At 71.5% G+C, this 22,635-nt stretch carries 18 protein-coding genes; 9 read left to right on the top strand and 9 right to left on the bottom strand.

What is annotated here, in order from left to right:
* The first annotated feature begins 176 nt into the window (after window positions 1–176).
* Genes BX283_RS37090 through BX283_RS37080 form a run of 3 tightly spaced genes read left to right on the top strand, consistent with a single transcriptional unit; the run spans window position 177 to window position 4,271 of the window.
* The gene (locus BX283_RS37090; RefSeq protein ID WP_101391763.1) at window positions 177–2,381 is read left to right on the top strand and encodes an MMPL family transporter; all 2,205 of its coding nucleotides are present in this window, start codon (window positions 177–179) and stop codon (window positions 2,379–2,381) included.
* Between the two features lie 52 nt (window positions 2,382–2,433).
* Window positions 2,434–3,621, top strand: a complete 1,188-nt coding sequence (locus BX283_RS37085) for a sensor histidine kinase (RefSeq protein WP_101391762.1) — start codon at window positions 2,434–2,436, stop codon at window positions 3,619–3,621.
* A gap of 2 nt (window positions 3,622–3,623) precedes the next feature.
* Window positions 3,624–4,271 carry a response regulator transcription factor gene (locus BX283_RS37080; RefSeq protein ID WP_101391761.1) on the top strand — a complete coding sequence of 216 codons (648 nt, stop codon included), beginning with the start codon at window positions 3,624–3,626 and terminating at the stop codon, window positions 4,269–4,271.
* A gap of 151 nt (window positions 4,272–4,422) precedes the next feature.
* Here BX283_RS37080 and BX283_RS37075 read toward each other — a convergent pair whose 3' ends face one another.
* The 3 genes from BX283_RS37075 to BX283_RS37065 form a co-directional block, all read right to left on the bottom strand.
* Window positions 4,423–4,776, bottom strand: coding sequence for a hypothetical protein (locus BX283_RS37075; RefSeq protein WP_101391760.1), 354 nt, complete (start codon window positions 4,774–4,776; stop codon window positions 4,423–4,425).
* A 416-nt stretch (window positions 4,777–5,192) separates the two neighbouring features.
* On the bottom strand, window positions 5,193–5,699 hold the full coding sequence (locus BX283_RS37070) for a dihydrofolate reductase (protein ID WP_101391759.1): 507 nt from the start codon (window positions 5,697–5,699) through the stop codon (window positions 5,193–5,195).
* Complete coding sequence (locus BX283_RS37065; protein ID WP_101391758.1) at window positions 5,696–6,493, bottom strand: thymidylate synthase; 798 nt, start codon at window positions 6,491–6,493, stop codon at window positions 5,696–5,698. Before BX283_RS37065 ends, BX283_RS37070 begins: the two co-directional genes overlap by 4 nt.
* A gap of 380 nt (window positions 6,494–6,873) precedes the next feature.
* On the opposite strand from BX283_RS37065, the gene BX283_RS37060 reads away from it, so the two are divergent.
* Window positions 6,874–8,004 (top strand): DUF5954 family protein, encoded by a 1,131-nt coding sequence (locus BX283_RS37060; protein WP_257584142.1) that lies wholly within the window; start codon window positions 6,874–6,876, stop codon window positions 8,002–8,004.
* 15 nt (window positions 8,005–8,019) lie between these two features.
* Here the strand turns inward: BX283_RS37060 and BX283_RS37055 are convergent, their stop codons facing one another.
* Window positions 8,020–8,841 (bottom strand): GNAT family N-acetyltransferase, encoded by an 822-nt coding sequence (locus tag BX283_RS37055; RefSeq protein ID WP_101391757.1) that lies wholly within the window; start codon window positions 8,839–8,841, stop codon window positions 8,020–8,022.
* A 278-nt stretch (window positions 8,842–9,119) separates the two neighbouring features.
* On the bottom strand, window positions 9,120–9,473 hold the full coding sequence (locus tag BX283_RS37050) for a beta/gamma crystallin domain-containing protein (RefSeq protein WP_101391756.1): 354 nt from the start codon (window positions 9,471–9,473) through the stop codon (window positions 9,120–9,122).
* A gap of 331 nt (window positions 9,474–9,804) precedes the next feature.
* Here BX283_RS37050 and BX283_RS37045 point away from each other — a divergent pair, with 331 nt between their 5' ends.
* Window positions 9,805–10,872 (top strand): hypothetical protein, encoded by a 1,068-nt coding sequence (locus BX283_RS37045; RefSeq protein WP_101391755.1) that lies wholly within the window; start codon window positions 9,805–9,807, stop codon window positions 10,870–10,872.
* Window positions 10,873–11,101: 229 nt separating this feature from the next.
* On the opposite strand, the gene BX283_RS37040 is transcribed toward BX283_RS37045, so the two are convergent.
* Complete coding sequence (locus BX283_RS37040; RefSeq protein ID WP_101391754.1) at window positions 11,102–14,059, bottom strand: BTAD domain-containing putative transcriptional regulator; 2,958 nt, start codon at window positions 14,057–14,059, stop codon at window positions 11,102–11,104.
* 529 nt (window positions 14,060–14,588) lie between these two features.
* On the opposite strand from BX283_RS37040, the gene BX283_RS37035 reads away from it, so the two are divergent.
* A complete protein-coding gene (locus tag BX283_RS37035; RefSeq protein ID WP_143676568.1) occupies window positions 14,589–17,087 on the top strand; it encodes an NACHT domain-containing NTPase in 2,499 nt (832 codons plus the stop codon).
* 82 nt (window positions 17,088–17,169) lie between these two features.
* Here BX283_RS37035 and BX283_RS37030 read toward each other — a convergent pair whose 3' ends face one another.
* Both BX283_RS37030 and BX283_RS37025 read right to left on the bottom strand, forming a co-directional pair.
* Complete coding sequence (locus BX283_RS37030; protein ID WP_101391752.1) at window positions 17,170–17,421, bottom strand: EF-hand domain-containing protein; 252 nt, start codon at window positions 17,419–17,421, stop codon at window positions 17,170–17,172.
* Between the two features lie 187 nt (window positions 17,422–17,608).
* Complete coding sequence (locus tag BX283_RS37025) at window positions 17,609–19,240, bottom strand: ABC-F family ATP-binding cassette domain-containing protein (protein WP_101391751.1); 1,632 nt, start codon at window positions 19,238–19,240, stop codon at window positions 17,609–17,611.
* 465 nt (window positions 19,241–19,705) lie between these two features.
* Here BX283_RS37025 and BX283_RS37020 point away from each other — a divergent pair, with 465 nt between their 5' ends.
* Both BX283_RS37020 and BX283_RS37015 read left to right on the top strand, forming a co-directional pair.
* Window positions 19,706–20,287, top strand: coding sequence for a hypothetical protein (locus tag BX283_RS37020; RefSeq protein WP_257584140.1), 582 nt, complete (start codon window positions 19,706–19,708; stop codon window positions 20,285–20,287).
* A 223-nt stretch (window positions 20,288–20,510) separates the two neighbouring features.
* Complete coding sequence (locus tag BX283_RS37015; protein ID WP_257584139.1) at window positions 20,511–21,353, top strand: oxaloacetate decarboxylase; 843 nt, start codon at window positions 20,511–20,513, stop codon at window positions 21,351–21,353.
* A 149-nt stretch (window positions 21,354–21,502) separates the two neighbouring features.
* Here BX283_RS37015 and BX283_RS37010 read toward each other — a convergent pair whose 3' ends face one another.
* Window positions 21,503–22,132: a GNAT family N-acetyltransferase gene (locus BX283_RS37010; RefSeq protein ID WP_257584138.1), complete on the bottom strand. Its 630-nt coding sequence runs from the start codon at window positions 22,130–22,132 to the stop codon at window positions 21,503–21,505.
* A gap of 167 nt (window positions 22,133–22,299) precedes the next feature.
* Here BX283_RS37010 and BX283_RS37005 point away from each other — a divergent pair, with 167 nt between their 5' ends.
* Window positions 22,300–22,632: a hypothetical protein gene (locus tag BX283_RS37005; protein ID WP_101391748.1), complete on the top strand. Its 333-nt coding sequence runs from the start codon at window positions 22,300–22,302 to the stop codon at window positions 22,630–22,632.
* Window positions 22,633–22,635: the final 3 nt, after the last annotated feature.

Below are 22,635 nucleotides of genomic sequence, written 5' to 3'. Positions count from 1 at the left end.
GGCACAGCACACTCACCTGGTGGGGCCAGCGGCCTCCCGCCGTATGACCCGCCGTCAGCGGCCTAGGCACAACCCCGACTTCCACTGAGTCGGACGGGGGTCCACCAGTCGGTGGACCCCAAGTTCAACCGGTCGCTGCTGTCGGCGCGACACCCCCGCCGAAGAGCATGGGGGCCATGAAGAACCTTCCTGTACGCATGGCTCGTTGGAGCGCCGCCCGTCCCTGGCGGGGCATTGTCGGCTGGTTCGTGTTCGTCGTCCTGTGCCTCGGTATCGGCATCTCGGTCGGTACCAACGCGGCGACCACCGAGGACTTCCGCATCGGAGAGGCGGGACGCGGCGAGGCGATCGCCGCGGAGGGCGGATTGCAGCAGCGCCCCGTCGAACACGTCCTGATCACCGCGAAGCCGGGGACCGGAAACCTCGACATCGCCGCGGCCGACTCGGCCGCCGCCGACATCGCCGCCCGGATGGCCAAGCTGCCCGAGGTGCTCCACGTGGCCGACCCGGTCCGCAGCGCGGGCAACACGGCGGTGCAGGTCACCGTCACCCTCAAGGGCCCGGAACTGGAGGGCAAGAAGCACGTCGACGCACTGATCGGGCAGACAGCGGTCGTGCAGAGGGCCCACCCCGGGCTGCGCGTCGAGGAGACCGGTTCCCCGTCCATCAGCAAGGGCGTCGAAAAGCTTCGCGGCGACGACCTCTCGCGCACCGAGGTGATCGCCCTGCCGGTCACCCTCATCACGTTGCTGCTGGTCTTCAGCTCCGTGGCGATGGCCCTTGTACCGCTGCTGCTCGCTCTGTCCTCCATCGCCGCGGCCGTCGGCCTGTCGATGGTGGCCTCGCACGTCTTCCCCGACGCGGGCGTCGGCACCAACGTCATCCTGCTCATCGGTCTCGCTGTCGGCGTCGACTACACGCTCTTCTACCTCAAGCGCGAACGCGAGGAGCGGGCCCGCGCCGGCGGCAGGCTGAGCCCGCAGGCCGTCGTCGAACTCGCCGCCGCCACGTCCGGACGGGCCGTCGTCCTCTCCGGTCTCGCCGTCGCCGTCTCCAGCGCCACCCTCTACCTCGCCGACGACGTCATCTTCTCGTCCATCGCCACCGGCGCGATCGTCGTCACCCTCGTCGCCGTCGTCAGCTCCCTGACCGTGCTGCCCGCCCTCCTCGCCAGCATGGGCATGCGGGCCGAACGCCGTGCCGAGCGCCGAGCGGCCCGCGGGCTCGCGCCCAGGAAGCAGAAGACGTACAAGACCGGACCCGGCCGTCTGACCGCCGCCGTGCTGCGCCCCGTCACCAAGCACCCCGTCGCCACGCTCGCGGTCACCGTTGCCGGGCTGGTCGCCCTCGCCGCCCCGCTCCTCGGCCTCAAGCTCACCGACATGGGCCGCGAGACGCACTCCCGCTCCATCGTCGCCATGCAGGTCTACGACCGGCTCAACGCGGCCTACCCGGAGTTGAAGTCCATGCACCAGGTCCTGGTCCGCGCCGACGCCGACCGTACGTCCGAGGTGACCGCCGCCCTGCGCGAACTCGCGGCCGACGTCAAGGAAGACCCGCGTCTGAGCGGCGCCTCCCAGCTGACCGTGTCGCCCGACAAGCGGATCAGCATGCTCCAACTGCAGGTCCCGCACTACGTCAGCAGCGACGAGGCCCAGTCCTCGCTCAAGGACATCCGCGACACGTACGTTCCGCAGACCGTCGGCCGGGTGAAGGGTGCCGAGACCGCGGTGACCGGTGACGTCGCCCGCTACACCGACTACCCGACCCACCAGGAACAGAAGCTGCCCCTCATCATCGGGGCACTGCTCCTGGTCACCTTCACCATGACCGTCTGGGCGTTCCGCTCCGTGGTCCTCGGCCTGGTCGGCGTCGTCCTCAACCTCCTCTCCGCCGCCGCCTCGCTCGGTATCCTCGTCATGGTCTTCCAGCACACCTGGGCCGAAGGCCTGGTCGACTTCACCTCCACCGGGTCGATCGGCTCGCGTGTCCCGCTGTTCCTCTTCGTGATCCTGTTCGGCCTCTCGATGGACTACCAGGTCTTCGTGATCAGCCGGATCCGGGAGGCGGCCCTGCGCGGGGTCCCGACCCGCAAGGCCGTGATCGAGGGCATCGGCAGCTCGGCGGGGGTGGTGACCAGTGCCGCCGTGGTCATGGTCACGGTCTTCGCCAGCTTCGCGGCGCTGCACCTCATCGAGATGAAGCAGATCGGCTTCAGCCTCGCGGTCGCCGTACTCCTGGACGCGTTCGTCATCCGCATGCTGGTCCTGCCGTCCCTGATGCTCCTGCTCGGCGAGGCCAACTGGTGGCCCTCGCGCGGAGTGCGCCGAGTCCGCCGCAGCACCGAACAGGCCCCCCTCACCCTGGAATCGGTAAGCTGATCAACTCGACCGGCGGCCCCTCAACCCCCCCCTGCGAACGAGGTACATCAGCGTGAGTCCGTGGCAGCAGCAGCCGGGTCACCAGCTCACCCGGCACCGTGTCCTCCGCTGGAACCTGGCAGGCTGGATCCTGTTCGGTCTGCTGCCCCCGGCCATCGCCGTGCTCGACGCGTCGCCGGCCCGACAGTGCTGGATGCTCGGCCTGCTCGCCCTGATCGCGCTGTGTCACACCGTCGTTCTCACCAGAGCGCACAACCGCGTCCTGTCTCCCCGTACCTACCTCGCCGTCCTCGCCCTCGTCCTCGGCGCGACCTCCTACCTGCTGGACGGCGGGGCCGCCTTCTACGTGGTGTCCCTGCCGCAGTTCTGGCTCTTCACCCGCACCCCGGCGGACGCGATCAGGCTCAGCGGAGCCGCCGCGGCCCTCACCGTGTTCGGCGGCACGCTCGGCCAGGGCTGGAGCCCTCAATTCCTCACGGGGAACTCGGTGTTCACCGTCATCGCCTACGCCGCAGGAGTGGGGCTGGGGCTGGGGGTGCACCGCTTCGTCGGCCAGAGCAATGAGCGGCAGGAGCGACTGACCGCCGAACTGGCATTGGCCCAGGAGGAGTTGGCGGCCGCGTATCAACGGCAGGGCGCGGCCGAGGAACGCGAAAGGCTCGCCCGGGAGATCCACGACACCCTCGCCCAGGGCTTCGCCTCCATCGTGGTGCTCGCGGAGGCCGCCCGCGCCGCCACCGTCAGCGACCCCGCGCGCTGCGCCGAGCAGCTCACCTCCATCGAGCAGACCGCGCGAGAGAACCTGGCCGAGGCCCGGGTCCTCGTCGGCTCCGCCCCTGTGAGCGGCGTCGCGGCCGGCTCCCTGGCCACCACCCTGCGCCGGACCCTGGACCGTTTCGTCCAGGACACCGGCCTCACGATCACCGCCGAACTGCCCGACATCGACCTGGACCAACGCACCCGCGTCGCCCTGCTGCGCTGTACACAGGAGTCCCTCGCCAACGTGCGCAAGCACTCGGGTGCCTCCAGCGTAGGCGTCGTCCTCTCCGAGTACGAGGGCGGTGTCGAACTGGAGATCACCGACGACGGCTGCGGCTTCGTCGTCAAGGAGGCCCAGGGCTTCGGCCTCGACGGCATGAGCCGACGGCTGGCCGAACTCGACGGAGAACTCGCCGTCACCAGCTCCCTCGGGGACGGCACCCGTGTCCTCGCCAGCCTTCCCACACACAGTCAGGACTGACCATGACCGACACCCCGTACCACCGGATCCGGGTGGTCGTGGTCGACGACCACGCCGTCATGCGCGCCGGAGTCATCGCCCTGCTGACCGACGAACCCACGATAGAGATCGTCGGCGAGGCGAACGACGGTCGCGAGGGCGTCGACCTCGTCCAGCGGCTCGCCCCCGATGTGGCCCTCCTCGACCTGCGTATGCCGGTGCTCGACGGCGTGGCCGCCACCACCGAGATCGTCGCCCTGCCGACGGCCACCCGGGTACTGATCCTCACCACCTACGACACCGACGTCGAGATCGAACGAGCCGTTGAGGCCGGCGCCGTCGGCTACCTCCTCAAAGACACCACCCGCGAGCAGCTCGCCGACGCCATCCGCTCAGCGGCGCGCGGTGAGACGGTCCTCGCACCCAAGGTCGCCGAGCGCCTCGTGGCCCGGATGCGCCGCCCCAAGCCGATCTCGCTCACCGCCCGCGAGCGGGACGTGCTGCGCGCGGTCGCCGACGGCCTGTCCAATGCCGAGATCGGCCGCCGTCTGGTGATCGGCGAAGCCACAGTGAAGACGCACCTTCTGCGGGTCTTCGCGAAACTCGACGTCAGCGACCGCACCCGCGCCGTCGTCGTCGCCCTGGAACACGGACTCCTCGCGCGTTCCTGAGTCCCGGGCGCCCTGGCCAGAGCACACCGATCTCCTGAGATCGGCCGCCCCTGTGCTTGCGCTCCTTCATCACGGCCGCGGCCGGCAGGCCCGCGTTGCACCCTGCCCGGCACGGCGCCCGACTACGGGCACGACGTCCGACCCCCACCCGTCAGGCGAAGTCGATGGCGGCCAGCGCGGGGCCGGCGAACGCCAGCGCGTACTGCAGCATGACAACCCCGCGCCGCGCCGCGTGGCTCATCGCGGTGCCGGGCAGGCACAGCGCCCACAGTCCCGCGACCCCGGACAGGCCCATCGACCACTGAGCCGCGTCCACCAGGGGCCCGCTCGCCCCGTCTCCGCTGTAGGCCTGGCCAAGGACGATGGCGAGGAACACCCCGTAGGCCAAAGCAAGCAGCAGGAGGCCGACACCGGCGAACACGCGCAATGCCGTCGTGGAGGGCGCGAACGGGTCGGTCGCCGCCGCGGAGGGGGTGGCGGTGGAATTCAGGTCGGATGCGGTCATGACCACCATCCTGGGCCACGGGCGCCGCCCCGACGTCGGGGCGCATACTCATGCGCGGAGAGTGTACGTACTCAAAAAAGTCCGGCATCGACTGTTCGGTGCGGGCGGCCGGGCGCTGGCACGGTACGGAGCCCAGGGCTCGGCGGGGCGGGGCGGGGCGGGGATCGGAGCTGCGGGGCCCGGCGGGCGGCGGCCACGAGCGCCTATAGGGGCCGTCACGGGGCCCCACCCCATCGGGCAAGCCCCCGCGGCCACCCCCTACCGGCCACAGCCCTCAGCCCCACCACAGGCCGCTGACCAGCACGGATGAAGGCTGACGCAGGGCAGGCGCCCATCGCAGGTCTTGACCGGTGGGAGGAGGTCCGTATGTCGCAGACCGTGGCCTGGCCCCGGTGGTCAGGAAAGCAGGCTGCCCCTTACCGCGTGTACAGGCGAATGCGGTAGCGCAGCCCTGACACCGAGGACCGCCAGTCCGTGTCCTCGGTGCTCTTCCACTCGGGGCCCGGTGTCGGGGCGTAGGCGTCACCGTCCACCGCCGTATCGACTTCCGTCACCGAGAGCATCGTGGCGTACCCCAGCGCGGCACGATAGATCTCCCCGCCGCCGATCACCCATGTCTCGGCGGGCACGGCCGCAGGCTCCAGCGGCTCGGCGGCGAGAGCGAGCGCCTCGGCGATGGACCCCGCGCGCTCCGCCCCTTCGGCCGCCCACTGGGGATCACGGGTGACCACGATGTTCCGCCTCCCGGCGAGCGGGCGGAACCGTACGGGCAGCGAATCCCATGTCCTGCGCCCCATCACCACCGGGTGGCCGAGGGTGGTCGCCTTGAAGTGCGCCATGTCCTCGGGCAGACGCCACGGAATGGCGTTGTCCGCCCCGATGACGCCTTCGGGGGTCTGCGCCCAGATCAGCCCGACGTTCACACCGCCACCGAAGCCTTGATGGCCGGGTGGTGCCGGTAGTCGAGCACCTCCACGTCGGAGTAGGTGTAGCCGAACAGCGAGTCGGCCTTGCCCAGACGCAGCTGAGGGAACTCGTACGGGGTACGCGAGAGCTGCTCGCGCACCTGCTGCACGTGATTGTCGTAGATGTGGCAATCGCCGCCGGTCCAGATGAAGTCACCCGGCTCCAGGCCGACCTGCTGCGCCACCATGTGTGTGAGCAGCGCGTAGCTGGCGATGTTGAACGGGACGCCGAGGAAGAGGTCCGCGCTGCGCTGGTACAGCTGGCAGGAGAGTTTGCCGTCGGCGACATAGAACTGGAAGAAGGCGTGGCACGGCGCCAGCGCCATCTTGTCCAGCTCGGCGACGTTCCAGGCGGAGACGATCATCCGGCGCGAGTCCGGATCCCGGCGCAGTGTGTCCAGAACCTCGCTGATCTGGTCGATGTGCCCGCCGTCCGGGGTGGGCCAGGAGCGCCACTGTGCACCGTAGACCGGACCGAGGTCGCCGTCACTGTCGGCCCACTCGTCCCAGATGGTGACGCCGTGCTCTTGCAGCCAGCCGACGTTCGAGTCGCCGCGCAGGAACCACAGCAGCTCGTACACGATGGATTTGAGATGCACCTTCTTGGTGGTGATCAGCGGGAACCCCTGCGAGAGGTCATAGCGCAGCTGGTGCCCGAAGACGCTTCGGGTACCGGTGCCCGTCCGGTCGGCTTTGGCTGTGCCGGAGGTGAGCACCAGCCGCAACAGGTCTTCGTACTGGGTATCGGCCATAACCGTCGATTCTACTGGTGCCGGGAACGCGGACTCGGCACCGCGTCTTCGCGTCTTCCCTGGCCAGGAGAGGCGTGGGGGGCAGCCGCGGCCGCGGTCCGGTGGCTGCGGGCGAGTGCCGGGTTCGCTAGGACCGGGACGCGCCAGTAGATGCTGCCGGAGCTCCGGCACCCGGATTGCCGCCGAACGGGATGAAGATCCGGACTCGCGCGGCCGGTCGGCCGCCCCGCACCCCGCCCCGCACCGTCGCAGGCGCGTACCGGCAGCGCGCTACCGCGCCATGGCAGAGCGAGCTCCCGTTGGCACGAAAGAGGCCCCTTGCGGGTGGCAAAAACCGTGAACCCCTCAAGACGGTGCGCCGCCGTCGGCAGGATGGGGCCATGAACTACGGGCATGAAGGTGCAGGCGGGCAACGGCCCCTGGTCGTGCGGGTCCCGGTGGAACCAGTGGAGGCGGTCGCGGAGGCGGACGCCGCGGATGCCGTACGGCGGGCGGGCGGCTTCGCGGTGCGCGGTCCCGTGTTCGGGGTGGCCGCGCAGGACGCCGATGACGGAGCCCGGTGGCGGGTGGTGGTCGCGGTGACCGCGGACAACCCGCAAGAGGCCCGCGACAGCCTCAACTCGCTCCTGTGGTTCAAGGCGAAGGACGACGCCAAAGACCGGGCCGAGCGGCGCGGGCTGCTGGCAGCGGTCGCCCAGCTGGAGCGCGAACGGGTCGAGGAACTTGCGGTGTTGGATACCCGGTACCGCATTGTGCGGGCCGAAGAGTACGCCGGTGAGGGCAGCGGCGGCATCGAACTGCCCCGCCCCAGCGACCCGGAGCCCGCCACGCCCGACTGGGATCCGAAGACACCGGCCGTACGGATCGACGACGGCCTGGTCCTGGACCCCGACGCGCCCCTCACCCCGGCCCAGGCCGCGGAAACCCTCGCCCTGCGTACGCTGACCTACACCGGCACGCGGTTCCCAGCTCCCGTACGCAACGACTCGCTGCGGGCACGGCAAACCCACCCCGATGTCGTGCTGCTGCCCGCCACCTACACCCTCGTGGAACGAAGCAGCACCGGCTGGACACCGGTCAGCTCCATGCACCCCACTCCGCATGAGGCCCGCAGGACACTGGAGTACACCCTCCTGCAGTTCGAGCCCCGCCGACGCGGCCTCCTCCCCGACCTGCACGCCGACGCCCGCACCCTCCTGGCCGCCGGGGAGTGCGACCCGCAGACCGCCGCACAGCTCGCCGCCTACGTCGCCGGCGCCGACCAACTCCGCGCCGCACCCGTCAACGAACTGGAAGTCGACGGCATCGTCTACCGCGTCGCCCGCACCCGCCGCATGCTCCGCTGGGGCCCCGACGGTCCCGAAACCCCACGCCCCACCGACCCCACCGGCCAAGACCCCTGCCCCATCCACGTACCCCTCGACGAAGACGGCAACATCATGCCCACGCCCGCCTCCGGTCCGGAGACGGACATGGATATGGAAATGGACACGGAGACGGACAACACCTGAATCCGGAGCTCCCCCTCAGCCGGCCCCGCCCGTGAAGTCCAGTACCAGGTGGTCCTGGACCTGCCGGTACCCGAGCCGCTGGTACAACGCATTGCTCGTCGCATTGGCCAAGTCCGTGAACAGCACCACCTGCTCCGCTCCCCACTCCAGGGCCAGCCGGGTCGCGGCCGCCGTAGCCACCGCCGCGAAGCCACGGCCGCGCAGTGCGGGCGGAGTGTAGACCGGGCCGATACGGGACTGCCCGGCCAGCACCGCGGAGGAGGCAGCGAGCGACACCGGCCCCTCGTCCGTCTCCCACAGCACCAGTTGCCCGGCCGCCGTGCGCCGCGCCGCTGCCGCCGCAGCGCCCAGGCCGGGCGGCAGCGCCACCTCCTCCAGGAACGCGGTCATCCACGCGGTGACCACCGGCAGATCCGCCTCGGTCGCCAGCCGGGCGCGGCCCACCACCGGTGCCGGGTCGGCGAGTTCGGCGAGCCGGAACAGCCGCTCCTGACGGTCCACCTGGTAGGGGCCCCAGGCTTCCCCGAAGGCGCGGGCCGTGGCGGTGGCCCCGTTCACGCCGACCAGCGCCTCGCCCCGCAGCGCCCCGGCCAGCTCCTGGGCAGCGCCGTCGGGCATCGTGCCGAGCACCGGGGGCATCCCCGGGGTCTGGAGGTACGCGCCGCCGACCGCCGAGCCGGACCCGGTCCACCAGCCGAAACGGGCGCCCGGCCAGTGCCCCTCGCGCGCCCCCTCCGCGACGGTGAGCAGGACCGTGTTGCGAGCCGGGTCGGCGGCGAGAAAGGGGCCCGCGGCCGCCCGGAAGGCCGCGACGTCGTCCGTGAGATGCCAAGTCATGCTCGATCTTCGTACGGCGGCACACCCGGGTGCAGCTCATTTTCCACACCCGTACGGGGCGGCCCGCGCGCCCCGCGCCGCTGGAGCCTGAAGCAAGGCCCCCGGAAATCATGAAGAACCGCCGATGCAGGCCACCGCGGAATTCGCGTGGCCTGCATCGATCAGCCGGACACCAGTGAATTCACCCCCACTGCGAATTCATTTCTGCGCCGGAAAGAGATCGGACCTGCGGAGGACACGAGTCGGCACTTCCTACCCGAGGCCTCGCCGATCGCCCGTTAAAGGATTTCGATGTCCTTGACCCGCGGGGGACGGTGCGGGAAGGTGATGTCCGTCCACCGGTTGATGCGGACCGAGTCGCCGTTTGCGTCGTAGTAGATGAGGTCGTTGTTGCCCGTCGAGATGCGGTCGACCCACCAGCTACCGAACGACGTCCGGCCCTTGTTGGCGTAGCAGTCCACGCTGGAGCGGTTGTCCAGGTGCGACCAGATCTTCAGGAAGTTCTCCCCGCCACGGCACTCGACGTGGTCGATGGCGAACGCGTTGCCCGTGGGCATGGCGACCGTGACCGCCGTGGTGGCCGCTAACGCCACGATCACGGAACGGGCAACCCTCTTCGTCTTTGAGATCACAAGTTCTCCTTCATTCGATGCTCGAACGGATAGGCCACGCGGCGTCGACGTTCTCTTGCATATCCAGGGCTCGGTGCGCGATGCGGTCGCGCGGCCCTGCCCCACTCGTCCTTCGCATGCACAACACCTCCCTTCACTCGTTGTACAGACCATGCACCCCGCTGGGAAAGGACTGAACGGGCAGGCGTACAGGCAAGATGCCGTCCGGCCGTGCAACCACCGGCCCGCCGCCCCCTCCGCGGGCCCTGGAAACCGGAAGCGGTGCGAACGCGTCCTGATCTTGAGGATCGATAGGCTCGGTCGCTGTACTGCACGGACACGGGGAGAGGTCATGAGCCAGGCGCTCTATACGGAACGGTCATGGAATCCGCTGGCGCGGACCGTTGAGCTGACGGAGGAAGGCCTGCGTCGCGGCGGCAAGGTCACGCCGCTGAGCGAGCTGAACCTGCCGGCCATGGCCGAGGCGTTCCAGCGCGGCCACTGGCTCGGCGGTGGCGGCACGGAACGTCCGCTGGACCGGCTGGGCGCAGGCAGCGGCGTCATCCCGGTCACCCGCGTCACCGGCACCACCACTCTCGTAAAAGTACGTGAGGCAGCCGAATTCGCCCGGCGGCTCGGAGAGCTGGCGGTACGGCACTGTGGTGGGTCCGCGCAGCTGAACGCCCTGGCCGAGCGGGCGCGGGCGGAAGGCGTGCCGCTGTGGATGGCCCGACGGTACGCCCACGGCCCCGGCGGCCAGATATGCGTGGCGGTGGACCGCCGACTGGTACGCGTGGACGTGTGGGGGCCGGGCGCTCCACCCGTACGGATACGGGCGCCGCACGGCTTCCTGAGCAGCGCCGCCGACCAGGCGCAGGGGCTTCGGATGACCGTCGGGGACGTACCGGCCGCCCTTGTTCTGAAGAAGAAGCTGCGCAAGTCCAAGAGTTACGCACAGGCGCGGCTGCCCCAGGGCCTCTGGCAGCTGCGGCGGGCGGACCAGACGAGCTCCTGGTTGCTGCGCGACGAGCGGCGGGTCGCCCTGATTCAGCGACCGCCGCGCCGCCCCGACCTCGACCCCGGGACGGTGCTGCTGCCCTTGGGGCCCGTGCGCTACGAGAGCGCGGACCCGTTGGACGCTGTCATGGCCCAGGCCTTCGCGGTCGCCTTCGGCCTGGGTGACACCACGGGCACGGCCCGCTTCCGGCTCCAGCGTCCGCAGACCAGCACCGGCGAGCCGGTCGCCGCCGACGACTCCTGGGACCGCCCCTGGTTCAGCAACCTGGGCAGCGGCGGAGACGACAACGAACCAGGCGGCTCGGACGGCTGGGGATCCGACGGTGGAGACGGCGGAGACGGGGGCGGCGGCGGAGACAGTGGCGGTGGAGACGGCGGTGGCGGGGACGGCGGCGGGGACTAGAGCCAGGGGCGCGGGCGTTCAGGGCGTGGCTGACGGGACGTCGGGCAGTGGGGCCGACGGCCGCCTGGAGGCCACGCCGTACCGGCTACATGGACCGTAAAAATCACGCTCGGCTCGGCGTTCGGAGTCTCGTCCTCAGGTGCTGAGCGGACGAGCCGGTGCGCGCATGCCACCACGGGTCGCCCACCCAGTCGGCGAGGGACGCGGCCTCTGCCCCGCCCGCTACGGGTCAGAGCTCGCTGAGGTACTGGGCGACGTCGTCCGCGTCGGGCAGGCCGAGCTCGCGGAAGACGCTCGCCGCACGGCGGTAGTGCTCCCGGGCCCGGTCGGTGTCGCCCTGGGTCCGGTGGGCGTGGCCGAGCTGGGCGAGCGCGCGGGCGAGGATGCCCGCATCGCCGCGCGCCTCGGCGATGTCCCGTGCCCGCACGGCGTGTTCGGCTGCCTCCACGGGCCGCCCTGAAACGTTGTGGGCCTCGGCGATCGCGCCCAGCAGGAGGCCCTCGCGGAAGCGGGAGCCCGTCTCACGCCACAGGCGCAGGCTCTCGTGCAGGTGGTCGAACGCCTCGGACGTCCGCCCGGTCCGCAGGCAGACCTGGCCGAGGTTGTGCAGGGCGTTGGCCTGCCCCGCGATGTCCCCGGTCGCGCGGGTGACGGCGACGGCCTCGCGGCAGTGCGCCAGTGCCTCCTCAGGCCGGCCCGTGGCCAGCAGGGCCAGGCCGAGGAAGCCGAGCGCGTACGCCTCGATGCCGCGGCTGGCCAGGGCTCTGCCGTGGGTCAGCGCCTCGGCGAGCAGCGTGTACGCGGTGGTGAAGTCACGCAGGGCCAGCGCGCCTCCGCCCCGGGTGATCAGGACGTGGGCGAGCAGCGTCCGGTCACCGGCCGCGCGGCACAGCTCGATGGCGCGGTCCAGGTCCGGGGCGCCGAGCCGCATCGCGAAGCGGTGCTGCACGGAGCTGCCCAGCATGTACAGGGCGCGTGCTTCGGCGGTGCGGTGGCCGGCGGCGCGCGCGGCGTCGGCCAGGGTGCGGGCGGCGCGTTCGATGCCGTAGGGCTGTGCGCCGAGGCGGCCGAGCGGGTCCGCGGCCAGCAGCAGGTCCGCGCAGACGGCCAGGGACAGGGAGGCGTCGCCCGCCGCCTGCTCGATGAGCCCCAGGAGCGATGTCTGCTCGTCGAGCAGCCAGGCCGTGGCCTCCTGCGGGCAGGTGAAGTCCAGGCCCCGGGAGGGCAGCGGGGTCGTATTGCCGGGGAACACGTCGTCGGGCAGCGACACCCGGTGGGCGTCGAGGGCGGTGGCGAGGCAGAACTCCAGCAGACGGGTGAGTGCGGCGGTCCGCTCGTGGTCCGGCATGTCGGCGCATGCGGTCTGCCGGGCGAAGAGCCGGAGCAGGTCGTGGTAGCGGTAGCGGCCGGGGGCGACCGACTCCAGCAGGCTCAGATCGACCAGTGCTTCACACAGCTCCTCCGCCTCCCGCTCCGGTCGGGCGAGCAGTGCCGCGGCGACGGGCACGCTCAGTTCGGGCGTCTCGGGCAGGGCCAGCAGCCCAAAAGCGCGGACGTGCTCGGCGTCCAACAGGTTCATGCCGAGCCGGAAGGTCGTCTCCACGGCGGTGTCCTCGGCCCTGAACGCGCCGAGGCGGCGCCGCTCGTCGGCCAGCAGCGCGGCGGTCTCGGCGAGCGTGTGATCCGGCCGGGCGATGAGCCGGGAGGCCACGATGCGGATGGCGAGCGGCAGATGGCCGCAGGCGTTGAGCACCTCGGCGGCTGCCTCCGGCTCGGCCGACACGCTCTGGTCGCCGACGATACGGGTCAGCAGTTCCAGGGCCTCCGCCCGCGTCATGGGCCGCAGGTCCACCAGGGTGGCCCCGGTCAGGCCGGCGAGCCGGGAGCGGCTGGTGACCAGCACCGCGCTGCCGGGCGCGCCGGGCAGCAGTTCGCGCACCTGGGCCGGGTCGCGGGCATTGTCCAGTACGACGAGCACCTGGCGGGTGGCGAGCAGGGAGCGGTAGAGGGCGGCCCGCTCCTCGGGAAGTGTCGGAAGGTGACCGGCGTGGACGCCGAGGGCGCACAGGAAGCGGCCCAGCACCTCCATGGGCTCCGCGGGCCGGGGGTCGGTTCCCCTGAGGTCCGCGTACAGTTGCCCGTCCGGGAAGCGGTGGCGCATCCGCCGGGCCACACGGACGGCCAGGGCGGTCTTGCCGATGCCGCCCATCCCGCTGATGGCGCTGAGGGCGACGATCCCGCCCTTTTCCAGCGTGGCGCACAGCCGGTCGACTTCGTCGCTGCGACCCGTGAAGTCGGCTATGTCCTGCGGCAGTTGAGCCGAACCGTACGACCGGTCCGGAGCCCGCAGCCGGGCCGCGTCGCCCGCCTGCCGCTCGGGTCTGGCGGTGAGGATCTTCTGCTGGAGCCGGTCCAGGCCGGGACCCGGGCGGGTACCCAGCTCCTCGGCGAGCACGCGGCGCACATGTGCGTGGACATCGAGGGCGTCCGCCCGCCGTCCGCAGTGGTGCAGCGCCGTCATCAGCAGCTCGTGGACCCGCTCGCGCCAGGGGTGTTCGGCCGCCAGTACGCGCAGCGGACCGACCGCCTTGTCGTGCCCGCCCAGCACGATCTCGGCTTCCCAACGCGCCTCGACCGCCGACAGACGCAGCTCCTCCAGCCGGGTGCGCTGAGCCTCGGCGTACGGGCCGGGCACACCGGCGAGCGGCATCCCGCGCCACAGGTCCAGCGCGGAGACGAACAGCGACCGCGCCCGCTCGGGCCGTTCGGCGGCCCAGGCCCGCCGTGCCTCGGCCGTACGGAGCTCGAAGACCGTCAGGTCGACGTCCTCCGGGGCGACGCGCAAGGTGTAGGCGTCGCCCGTCGTCAGCAGCGTGCGCGCGGCGGCGCGGGGTGCCCGGCCGGGCTCCAGCAGCCGTCGCAGGGTGGAGACTTGGGTGTGCAACGACCCCAGTGCGCCGGGCGGGGCCTCGTCGCCCCAGACCGCGGCGATCAGTTCCCGGGTGGGCACGGGGGTGCGCGCCCGTAGCAGCAGGGCCGCGAGCACCGCCTGCGTCTGGGGCGCGCCGACACGTACCTCGGCCGGCCCCTCGTGCACCCGAAGGGGACCGAGAAGGGTGAAGCGGCAGGCGGCAGTTCGCCCGGATTCGCAGCCCACGGAGTGACCGGGCGAGGCAGTGAAGGTCATGGGATGTCTCCGAATGACGTGAGGACCTTTTGATGTGAGGACCTTTGGACGAGAGGTCCCGAGGAGGGTGTCGTGCCCCCCGGCATGCCCGGGCGAGCGCAGTTCACGTGCGTGGTGCGCGGCCGGGCCAGGGCGCCGTCATGGTCCCCCAGTCGGCCGAGGGCTGAGCCGGGCACGGCCTGACGCGTGGGCGCGGCGCGAACCGCAGCCCGGTGGCCCCCGTGACCATCTCCCACCCCACTGATCCCTTCGGGAGCACCTGCCCTACGGCGAGCCGGCCCCCTCTTCCCCCTGGGTGCTCGGCACGTCGTCCCCCGGCGTGCGCCGATCCGGATCCCGCCTGTGGACAATCCGTCCTTTACCGTCGCCGACTGCCATCGGATCACAACTCCCGTGCAGACGGCCAGCCCGCCGCGCCGCCTGGCCAGGACAGCAACCACGCCCTCGTCCCCATTCGCCGTTCACCCACGGGTGTAGCGCACGCGCCGATCAGACACATTTCACTGCCCGTGTACGCCACGCTCGTCGCATGAGCGGTGTTGTCCCCGGTGCACGTGTGCGGCGCACCGGGGTGGTGTATCTGACCCTGTTGGCCGTGGGCACGGTGGGGGCGCTCCTGGTCGCCCTGCGGATACAGGACCCGGCCTCCGTGCTCGCGGCGCTGCTGCCCACGTGGGCCGGCGCCTACCTGGCCTGGAACGCCTACCGGGCCGACCGGACCGAGGCGGTCGTGGCATACGGCCCCGCCGAGGCCGCCGACCGGCTTGCCGACGCGGTGCGACGGCAGTGGGAGGCCGAGGCGGCCCTGCGGCTGGCGGCCCCCCACCCGCTGCCCGTTGCCTGGCGCGACGCCGACCCCGCTCCGCCCGAGGCGGCCACCTCGCAGCGGCTCGCCGGCCAGGGCGACGAGATCGTCGACGTCTTCACGCGGCGCGTCCCGGCCCGGCGCCTGCTGGTCCTGGGAGAGCCCGGGTCGGGCAAGACCCTGCTGCTGGTGCGGCTCGTGCTGGCGCTGATCGAACGACGGGAGAGAGACCACCCGGTGCCCGTGCTGTTCCCGCTGGCCTCCTGGGATCCGGCCGTGCTGGATCTGCGCACCTGGATGGAGCACCGACTCGTACAGGACCACCCGGAACTGGGGGCTCCCGCTTCCGATGCCTTCGGGCAGGTCACCCTGGCCGCTGTGCTGCTGGAGCGGCGGCTGGTCCTGCCGGTGCTCGACGGGTTCGACGAACTGCCGCCCACCGTAGGGGCGCTGGCCCTGCACCGCCTCAACGAGGCGCTGCCGTACGGCTGCGGCATGGTCCTGTCGAGCCGTCCCGCCGAGTACCGGGCCGCCTTGCAACCGTGTGGCGCGGTCCCCGCCCGGCTCGCGGAACTGGCCGCCATCCGCCTTCAGCCGCTCGGCGCCGAGGAGGTCGCCACCTACCTGCGCGACGACGCCGGCGGCCCGCGTACCGCGGCCGCCGAGCGCTGGAGCGCGGTGGTCGACCCGCCGGGCACGGCCGGGCCGGTGGCGCAGGCTCTGACCAGCCCGCTGATGGTGGGCCTGGCGCGATCCGTGTACAACCCCCGCCCGGGAGAGCGGCACGAGCGGCTGCCGGATCCGGGCGAGCTGCTGCGGCTGCGCACCCGCACGGCTGTTGGGCACCACCTCCTCGACGCCTTCGTGGACGCCGCGTACCGGCCACACCCCCGCCGCCCCTCCCGCTGGAGCGCGGACCGGGCCGGACCGGCCCTGCGCTTCCTCGCCCGGTACATGGAGCGGGGACGCGACGGCACCGCCGAACTCGCCTGGTGGAAGCTGCGGCACGCCGTTCCCACCGCGCTGCCGCTCATGCTGGCCGGGGTGCTGCTGGGCGTGGTGGCCTGGTCGTTCGAGGGCATCGGCATGGAACTGACCCACCACTTCACGCCGGACGGGGCGCCGGTGCGCTGGGACCAGCGGGGCGGCCTGGGTGTCGTGGCGGCCGGGATCTGCGGCGGCCTGGTGTGCGGTCTCGCGGCGGGCCTGGCCGCCCTCGTGCTGTGCGTCCTCGCCGCCGCGCCCGAGGTCACCGCCCAACTCGTGCTCAACCGCGTGGCCGACGCCACGACCCTGACCCTGGCCGGGGTGATCATCTCCGGCTTCGCGTGCGGCGGCCGACCGCGCCTGCGACGGCCCGCCGACTGGGACCGAGGAGCCCTGCTGACCGCGCTGGTCGCCGCCCTCTGCTATCCGGCGGCCTTCGGCAACGGCTGCGGCACAGCGCATGCCCTCCTTTACGGTGTGGCCGCAGCCGCGATCCGCACGGACGGTGTACGCGCCGATCTCACCAGCCCGGCCGCCCGGGTGCGCTGGCACTTCAGTGGGCAAGGCCTCGGCCGCGGACTCCAGGTGGGCCTGCTGATCGGTGCCAGTATCCTGCTGGAGGGCCTGCTCTCGGACGTCCTGTCGGGCGGCGACGGCGCCCAGTACATCGCACCTCCCCAGCCGCGCGCCGCGTTCTGGGCGGCCCTGCAGACGGGCACGGTGTTCGGCGTGGCCTGCGTACTCGTGCACGGCCTGCGTGCCGTCCCGGTCGACCTGGGCACCTCGGTCGACGGGCGGGCCCTGCTCGCCAACGACCGGCGCACCCTCATCACCTGTGTCCTCACGGCGACGGTGGTCGGCGCCATCGGCATCGGGATCCAGAGCTGGTGCGCCGTGCTGACCGGCTCGACTCGCGTGTGGGGCGCCGAGGCGGCAGGCGGCCCGCTGTGGGGCTTCGTCGTGGGGATCATCCCGGCTGTACTGACCGGCCTTGCCATCGGTATCCGGCAGTCGGCCTGGGGCCATTACACCGTTGCCCGCTGCTATCTGGCCCTGCGTGCGGGACTGCCGTACGACCTGATGGCCTTCCTCACCGACGCCCACGACCGGGGTGTGCTGCGACGGGTGGGAGCCGTCTACCAGTTCCGCCACATCGAGCTACAGCACCGGCTGGCCGGCCCGCCGAGTCTGTCCGAGACCGGTGACTCACAGGGGGCACCGCAGGCACCGCGTTAGGCCGCCGCTGAAAGAGAGGGCCCAGCACGAGCCCTGCCCGGGCGGGAACAGCATCGGCCGTTCCCGCCCGGCACGGCCCCGGCTACCAGCCGAACCGCCGGTCCACCACCGCCGTGAACTCCTCGAACGTCAGCACCGCGTCCCCGTTCGCATCCGCCGCGTCGAACAACGCCGACGACGCGTCCGCGTCCTGTACGCCCCAGAACGGCAGCACCCCGCGAGCCGCCAGCGTCGGCCCCCGGTCCCGCAGCGCCGAAATCACCTCGACCCGCGTCAGCCGCCCATCGGCATCCAGATCCAACGCCTCGAACAGGACCCGCGCCTTCTCACTCATCCCAGAACTCCCCACTCGACCCACTCGACCCACCCGGCCTCGATCGCATCCGAGGTCCTACGCCCGCACCATCGCGGCGATCAAGGAATAGCCTCGCCGACGACGAACCCGATGCCCCGCTGCCCGGCACGCCAGGGTATCCGCCGACTCCCCGAGCACATCGTGGACGGTCCCCACGTCACGCCCTCTACGCCTCGCCCGCCTGCCGACCAGGGGCGCGTGGGTCCGCCGCGGGATCCAGACACAGCCAGCGGGTGATACCGATCTGCGACAGGAAGTGCTCGTCGTGGCTGGCGACGATCAGCGCGCCCCGATAGCCCGCGAGGGCCTGGACGAGTTGGCCGGTACTGGCCATGTCGAGGTTGTTGGTCGGCTCGTCCAGCAAGAGCAACTGCGGCGCCGGGTCGGCCAGCAAGAGGGCCGCGAGGGTCGCCCGGAAGCGTTCCCCGCCCGACAGCGTGGCGACCGGCTGGTCGGCGCGGTGCGCCTTGAACAGGAACCGGGCGAGCTGCGCGCGGATGCGGTTGGGGACCGCGTGGGGGTTGAGGCCGGAGACGTTGTCGAAGATCGAGCGGTTGTCGTCCAGCAGGTCGAGACGCTGCGGCAGATACCGCAGCGGGACGTGGACGGTCGCCCCGCCCTCGGCGGGCGGCAGCTCTCCCGCGACGGTACGCAACAGCGTCGTCTTGCCGGTGCCGTTGCGGCCGGTGAGCGCGATCCGCTCGGGCCCGTGCACGCGCAGGTCACCGACGGTGCGCCCGGTGCGCAGCCGCAGGCCCTCCAGGGTGAGGACCGTACGGTGGGCGGGCACGGCCGTGTCGGGCAGGTCGATGCGGATGGTGTCGTCGTCGCGCAGGCGTTCCTCGGCAGCCGTCAGCCGCTCCTGAGCCTGCGTCAGCCGCTCCTCGTGGACGGCCTGTTGCTTGCCGCGAGACACCTGTGCCGCACGCTTCATCGTCCCGGCGGCCGCCTTGTCCAGGCGGTTGTCCGCGAAGGCCTGCTTGCCGTAACGGGCGCTGCGCGCCTGGCGGGTCTGGGCGGCGAGCAGGTCGCGGCGCTGGCGGGCGACGCCCGCGCGGGCCGTGGCATGGGCCTGCTGGGCCGTCTCCTGCTCGGCGGCGACGGTCTCCTCGTACGCCGTCAGGTTTCCGCCGTAGGTCCGAATGGTGCCGTCGCGCAGTTCGGCGATCTGATCGACGTGTTCGAGGAGTTCGCGGTCGTGGGTCACCACGATGACCGTCCCCCGGTAGTCGGCGAGGGCCTGGCGCAGTCGGGTGCGGGCTTCCCGGTCGAGGTTGTTGGTGGGCTCGTCCAGGAGCAGGACCGCCGGGCGGGCCAGCAGCAGCGCGGCCAGCCGCAGCAGCACGGCCTCACCGCCGGAGATGTCGCCGACGGTCCGGTCCAGGCCGATGTGGCCCAGGCCCAGGCGGGCCAGGGTGGCCCGGGTCCGCTCCTCCACGTCCCAGTCGTCTCCCAGCGCGGTGAAGTGCCGCTCGTCGGCATCGCCGGACTCGATGGCGTGCAGCGCGGCACGGGCTTCGGCCACACCGAGGACCACGTCGACGGGCAGGCTCGCGTCAAGGGTCAGGTCCTGTGAGAGGTAGCCGGGCTCGCCCGTCACCCGCACGGAACCCGCGGCCGGAGTGAGCCGGCCCGCGGCGAGCTTGAGGAGAGTGGACTTCCCGGTCCCGTTGATCCCGATCAGGCCGGTGCGGCCGTCGCCGGCCGTCCAGGTCAGATCCTTCAGGACGGATGTCCCGTCGGGCCAGGTGAACGTGAGCCCGGTGCACAGGACGGGCGCGGACAGGTGTGTGGTCATGAGTGGGTGTCTCCCCTGGGTGTACTGGTGGCGGGGGCCGGAGCGTGGAGACACCGCGCATCCGCCGCAGGCCGCGGATGGCACGAGGGAAGGAAGGCGCCACAAGCGAGGGCAGGGCCGGGCAGCATGAACCGGCCCGCAGACGGCTCCCCTGCGAGGTCACACCTGTCGGCACGCGAACGGCGTGCACGGTGTCTCGGACCTCAGCGGCGCACGGGCCTCTCCCAACGGCGGCAACAAGTACGCTTCGACGCTAGCGCATCCCGGCGGCGGTTCACCACCGCATTTGCCGCCTTGCCCGCCGAGCGGGGCCCGCCCCGTAGGGAGACAGCGGGCATGCGCTGCTCTGGGCACGGCGGCACGACGTCCGCTGTGACGCAGAGCGGGAAATACTGCCTGGCGATACGTCCTGACGAGGCTCGATCCGGTGCGTCCTTGTCAGTGCCGGACCGTAGATTCCGCACCATGGGTATCTACTTGGTCAGCGTCGCCTCCGACGACTGGGACGACGAAGAAGTCCTCAAGCCCACCGCCCGCGCCCTCACCGCCGAACTGGCACGTCTCAAGCTGCCGCCGCTCATGCCCCCACAGCCATACGACTTCGTCCCGGGATCAGGCACCACGTTCGAAGAGAAGCTCAACCGCCCCATGGACAGCTTCTCCACCCTGTGCCGCACTCAGCCCGACGGCCAGGATCACACCGACGCGCTCCTCGGCTGGGAGCTGCTCCTGCCGATCAGCCTTCCCCAGCCCCTCGAACTGCGCGTGCCCTCGCTCCACCCCGACACCACGATCGCGCAATCCGCCCACACGGTCCTCGCCGCAGCCCGGACCCTGGCCGGCCAGCTGGCGCTGCCGCCGCAGATCCCCGCGTACTGCGACAACCTCAACCTCACCAACTGGTTCGCCGGCACCGAAGTCCAGCGGGCAGCCCGCACGCACCCAGGCCCGTGGCTGGACAACCTCGACGCCGCCTTCTACACGGCGGTGTACCTCCGCGCAGCCGAACACAGCCTGCGCAACGCCTGCCCTCTCCACTACACCTGACCCACCCGACGGCCCACAGCCTGAGCGGCGGCTGCCGCGCGCAGGACCTCGGATACGGCCGCGAGTGAAACACCGTCCCCCCACAACTGCCCCGCCAGCCACAGCCGTTCACGGGAAGAGCTACCGTTGCATGGGCAAGCAACGCCCCGGATAGCGGCATTCCTTGCCCATGGCGTCATGATCCAGACATGGCTGGAGGGTTCTGTTGACCGGTGGCACGGCTTTGAAGACGTTGTTGCAGGGCCGGGAGATCGTTCTGGCCCCGGGAGCGCCCGACGCGATCACCGCGCGGCTCGTGGAGGCGGCCGGCTTCCCCGCGGTGTATATGACGGGTTTCGGCGCGACGGCCAGCCGACTGGGAATGCCGGACATCGGGCTGCTCAGCCAAACCGAGATGACCGAGCACGCACGCAACATGACGCGTGCGGTGGCGATCCCGGTGATCGCGGATGCCGACACCGGCTACGGCGGCCCCAGCAACATCGACCGTACCGTGCACGAATTCCTCTGCGCAGGTGCGGCGGCGATCCACCTCGAAGACCAGGCCATGCCCAAGCGGTGCGGCCAGACGAGCGGTGTGCGGCTGCTCGACGAGGACAGCAGCGTCAAGCGTCTGAGGTGCGCGCTGGAGGCACGCGGGTCGGCGGACATGCTGGTCATCGGCCGCACTGACGCCCTCCCCGCCGAGGGAATCGACGCAGCGATCCGGCGCGCCCGCCTGTACCAGGACGCGGGTGCCGACCTGGTCTTCGTGGACGGCATCAAGGAGATCAGCGAACTGGAGGCGGTGGCCGCGGCGGTCGAGGGCCCGAAAGTGGTCTCGGTCGTCGACGGCAACGAGACCACCCGACTGACCGCCACGGACCTCCAGGAACTCGGCTTCTCCCTGGCCCTGTACGCCGTGACGGCTCTGTTCACCGCGACGCGGGCCGTCGCTGACGCCCTGTCCCACCTCCGGGCCGCGGGCACGCCCGCCGGTGGTCCCCCGCAGCACAGTTACACGGAGTTCTCCCGACTCGTCGGTGCCGACTTCCACACCGATCTCGACGACCGGTTCGGTGGCTGAGACCCCGATCGCGGTACGGAGTGGTCTCCGCCGGGACCGTGGGTGTTGGCCCGGCCATCGCCCTCGTACGTCCACGTGCCGACATCGCCGGTTCGTCACGGGTTGCGGCCGTCTCGGCGACCCGGGCCCGGGATCGGCGCTCTGTCCTGTCAGGTCAGTCGCTTGTGCATCACGATGCAGGGCCGCGCGTGCTGGACGTCGAGACGGCGGTCGATCTCCTGCCAGCCGAGCGAGTGCCAGAAAGCCAACGCCGTCGGGTTGTTCTCCAGAACCGCGAGACGGACGGCGTCCCTGCCCTGCTCGCGGAAGCGGTTCTCGATCAGGTGCGCCAGGAGCCGGCCCGTCCCGCGTCGCTGCTGGTCCCCGTGCACCATGAGCAGACCGATCCATGGATAGCCGTCCTTGGGGTGCTCGTGCAGCAGAGACACCACGCCCGCCGCCCGGCCCTGCGGGGCACGGGCGAGCAGCACCTCGACACCGGCCGTGCCCATCTCTTCTCGCAGATCCGCTTCCACCCGATCGATGCGGATGTCGTCGGGGTCGTATTCACCAGCGGCGCGGCAGTACGCGGGGTTGCTCGCGTAGATGCCCACCACCTCCGCGACCTCGGCTCGCGAAAGAGTCAGGGGGGACAGAGACAGCGTCGGCATACCGCCCAGACTAATGCTCTCCATTTTCGCGTTCTCCCTGCTCGCGGCGGCCGCCGCGATCCACCGGGGCCGGGAGCCACCGGCCTGGACCGGCTGGAGCGCGCTTGCGGCGGGTCTCGTGACCTTCACGGGATGTACCTGAAGGTCTACCTGAGCGTAAGGAATGACGTCGGCGAACCCTGACCGCGCACGCCCGCCCTCGGGCCGGAGCCCTGACGTATACGGGTGAGGACGGGGTAGGGGGCACGGGAGCGAGGCGGCGTCGGCGCGTCGCCGTCCGTACAGGAGGAGGGCCGATGTCCTACCAGCAGCCGTTGCCGGACCCCGAGTCGGCGGTGGAGGGACCCACCGAGGCCGAGCGCACGGGGCGGGCGGCGGTACGCCGCCAGGCCCAGGGAATGAACCATCATGAGGCAGCGAAGGCATTCCACCGCCTGGCCGCGCGTGCCGACAGCCCCGCGCCGGAGGACATCGGGGAACCGTCGGCCGAGCCGGACGGCGGACGCCGGGCCGCCGAACTCGCGGAGTGGGAACGCATCGTGGACCAGCTGGCCGGCCATGCGGGCACCTACGACGTGGAGTCGGACCCGTACGTACAGGGCGAACGCACGGCCGCCGGCGAATCGTAGGGA

It is taken from the genome of Streptomyces sp. TLI_146 (assembly GCF_002846415.1).
Taxonomy (GTDB): Bacteria; Actinomycetota; Actinomycetes; order Streptomycetales; family Streptomycetaceae; genus Streptomyces.
Note: the sequence above shows the minus strand (reverse complement) of the source record. Positions and strands in the feature narration are given on the sequence as shown.

Bases quoted from the DNA above. Each gene is read 5' to 3' on its own strand.
- BX283_RS37020 (WP_257584140.1), top strand. From the start codon at position 19,706: ATGGGTATCTACTTGGTCAGCGTCGCCTCCGACGACTGGGACGACGAA.
- BX283_RS37075 (WP_101391760.1), bottom strand. From the start codon at position 4,776: ATGACCGCATCCGACCTGAATTCCACCGCCACCCCCTCCGCGGCGGCG.
- BX283_RS37045 (WP_101391755.1), top strand. From the start codon at position 9,805: ATGAGCCAGGCGCTCTATACGGAACGGTCATGGAATCCGCTGGCGCGG.
- BX283_RS37035 (WP_143676568.1), top strand. From the start codon at position 14,589: ATGAGCGGTGTTGTCCCCGGTGCACGTGTGCGGCGCACCGGGGTGGTG.
- BX283_RS37090 (WP_101391763.1), top strand. From the start codon at position 177: ATGAAGAACCTTCCTGTACGCATGGCTCGTTGGAGCGCCGCCCGTCCC.
- BX283_RS37080 (WP_101391761.1), top strand. From the start codon at position 3,624: ATGACCGACACCCCGTACCACCGGATCCGGGTGGTCGTGGTCGACGAC.
- BX283_RS37065 (WP_101391758.1), bottom strand. From the start codon at position 6,493: ATGGCCGATACCCAGTACGAAGACCTGTTGCGGCTGGTGCTCACCTCC.
- BX283_RS37060 (WP_257584142.1), top strand. From the start codon at position 6,874: ATGAACTACGGGCATGAAGGTGCAGGCGGGCAACGGCCCCTGGTCGTG.
- BX283_RS37040 (WP_101391754.1), bottom strand. From the start codon at position 14,059: ATGACCTTCACTGCCTCGCCCGGTCACTCCGTGGGCTGCGAATCCGGG.
- BX283_RS37005 (WP_101391748.1), top strand. From the start codon at position 22,300: ATGTCCTACCAGCAGCCGTTGCCGGACCCCGAGTCGGCGGTGGAGGGA.
- BX283_RS37030 (WP_101391752.1), bottom strand. From the start codon at position 17,421: ATGAGTGAGAAGGCGCGGGTCCTGTTCGAGGCGTTGGATCTGGATGCC.
- BX283_RS37025 (WP_101391751.1), bottom strand. From the start codon at position 19,240: ATGACCACACACCTGTCCGCGCCCGTCCTGTGCACCGGGCTCACGTTC.
- BX283_RS37055 (WP_101391757.1), bottom strand. From the start codon at position 8,841: ATGACTTGGCATCTCACGGACGACGTCGCGGCCTTCCGGGCGGCCGCG.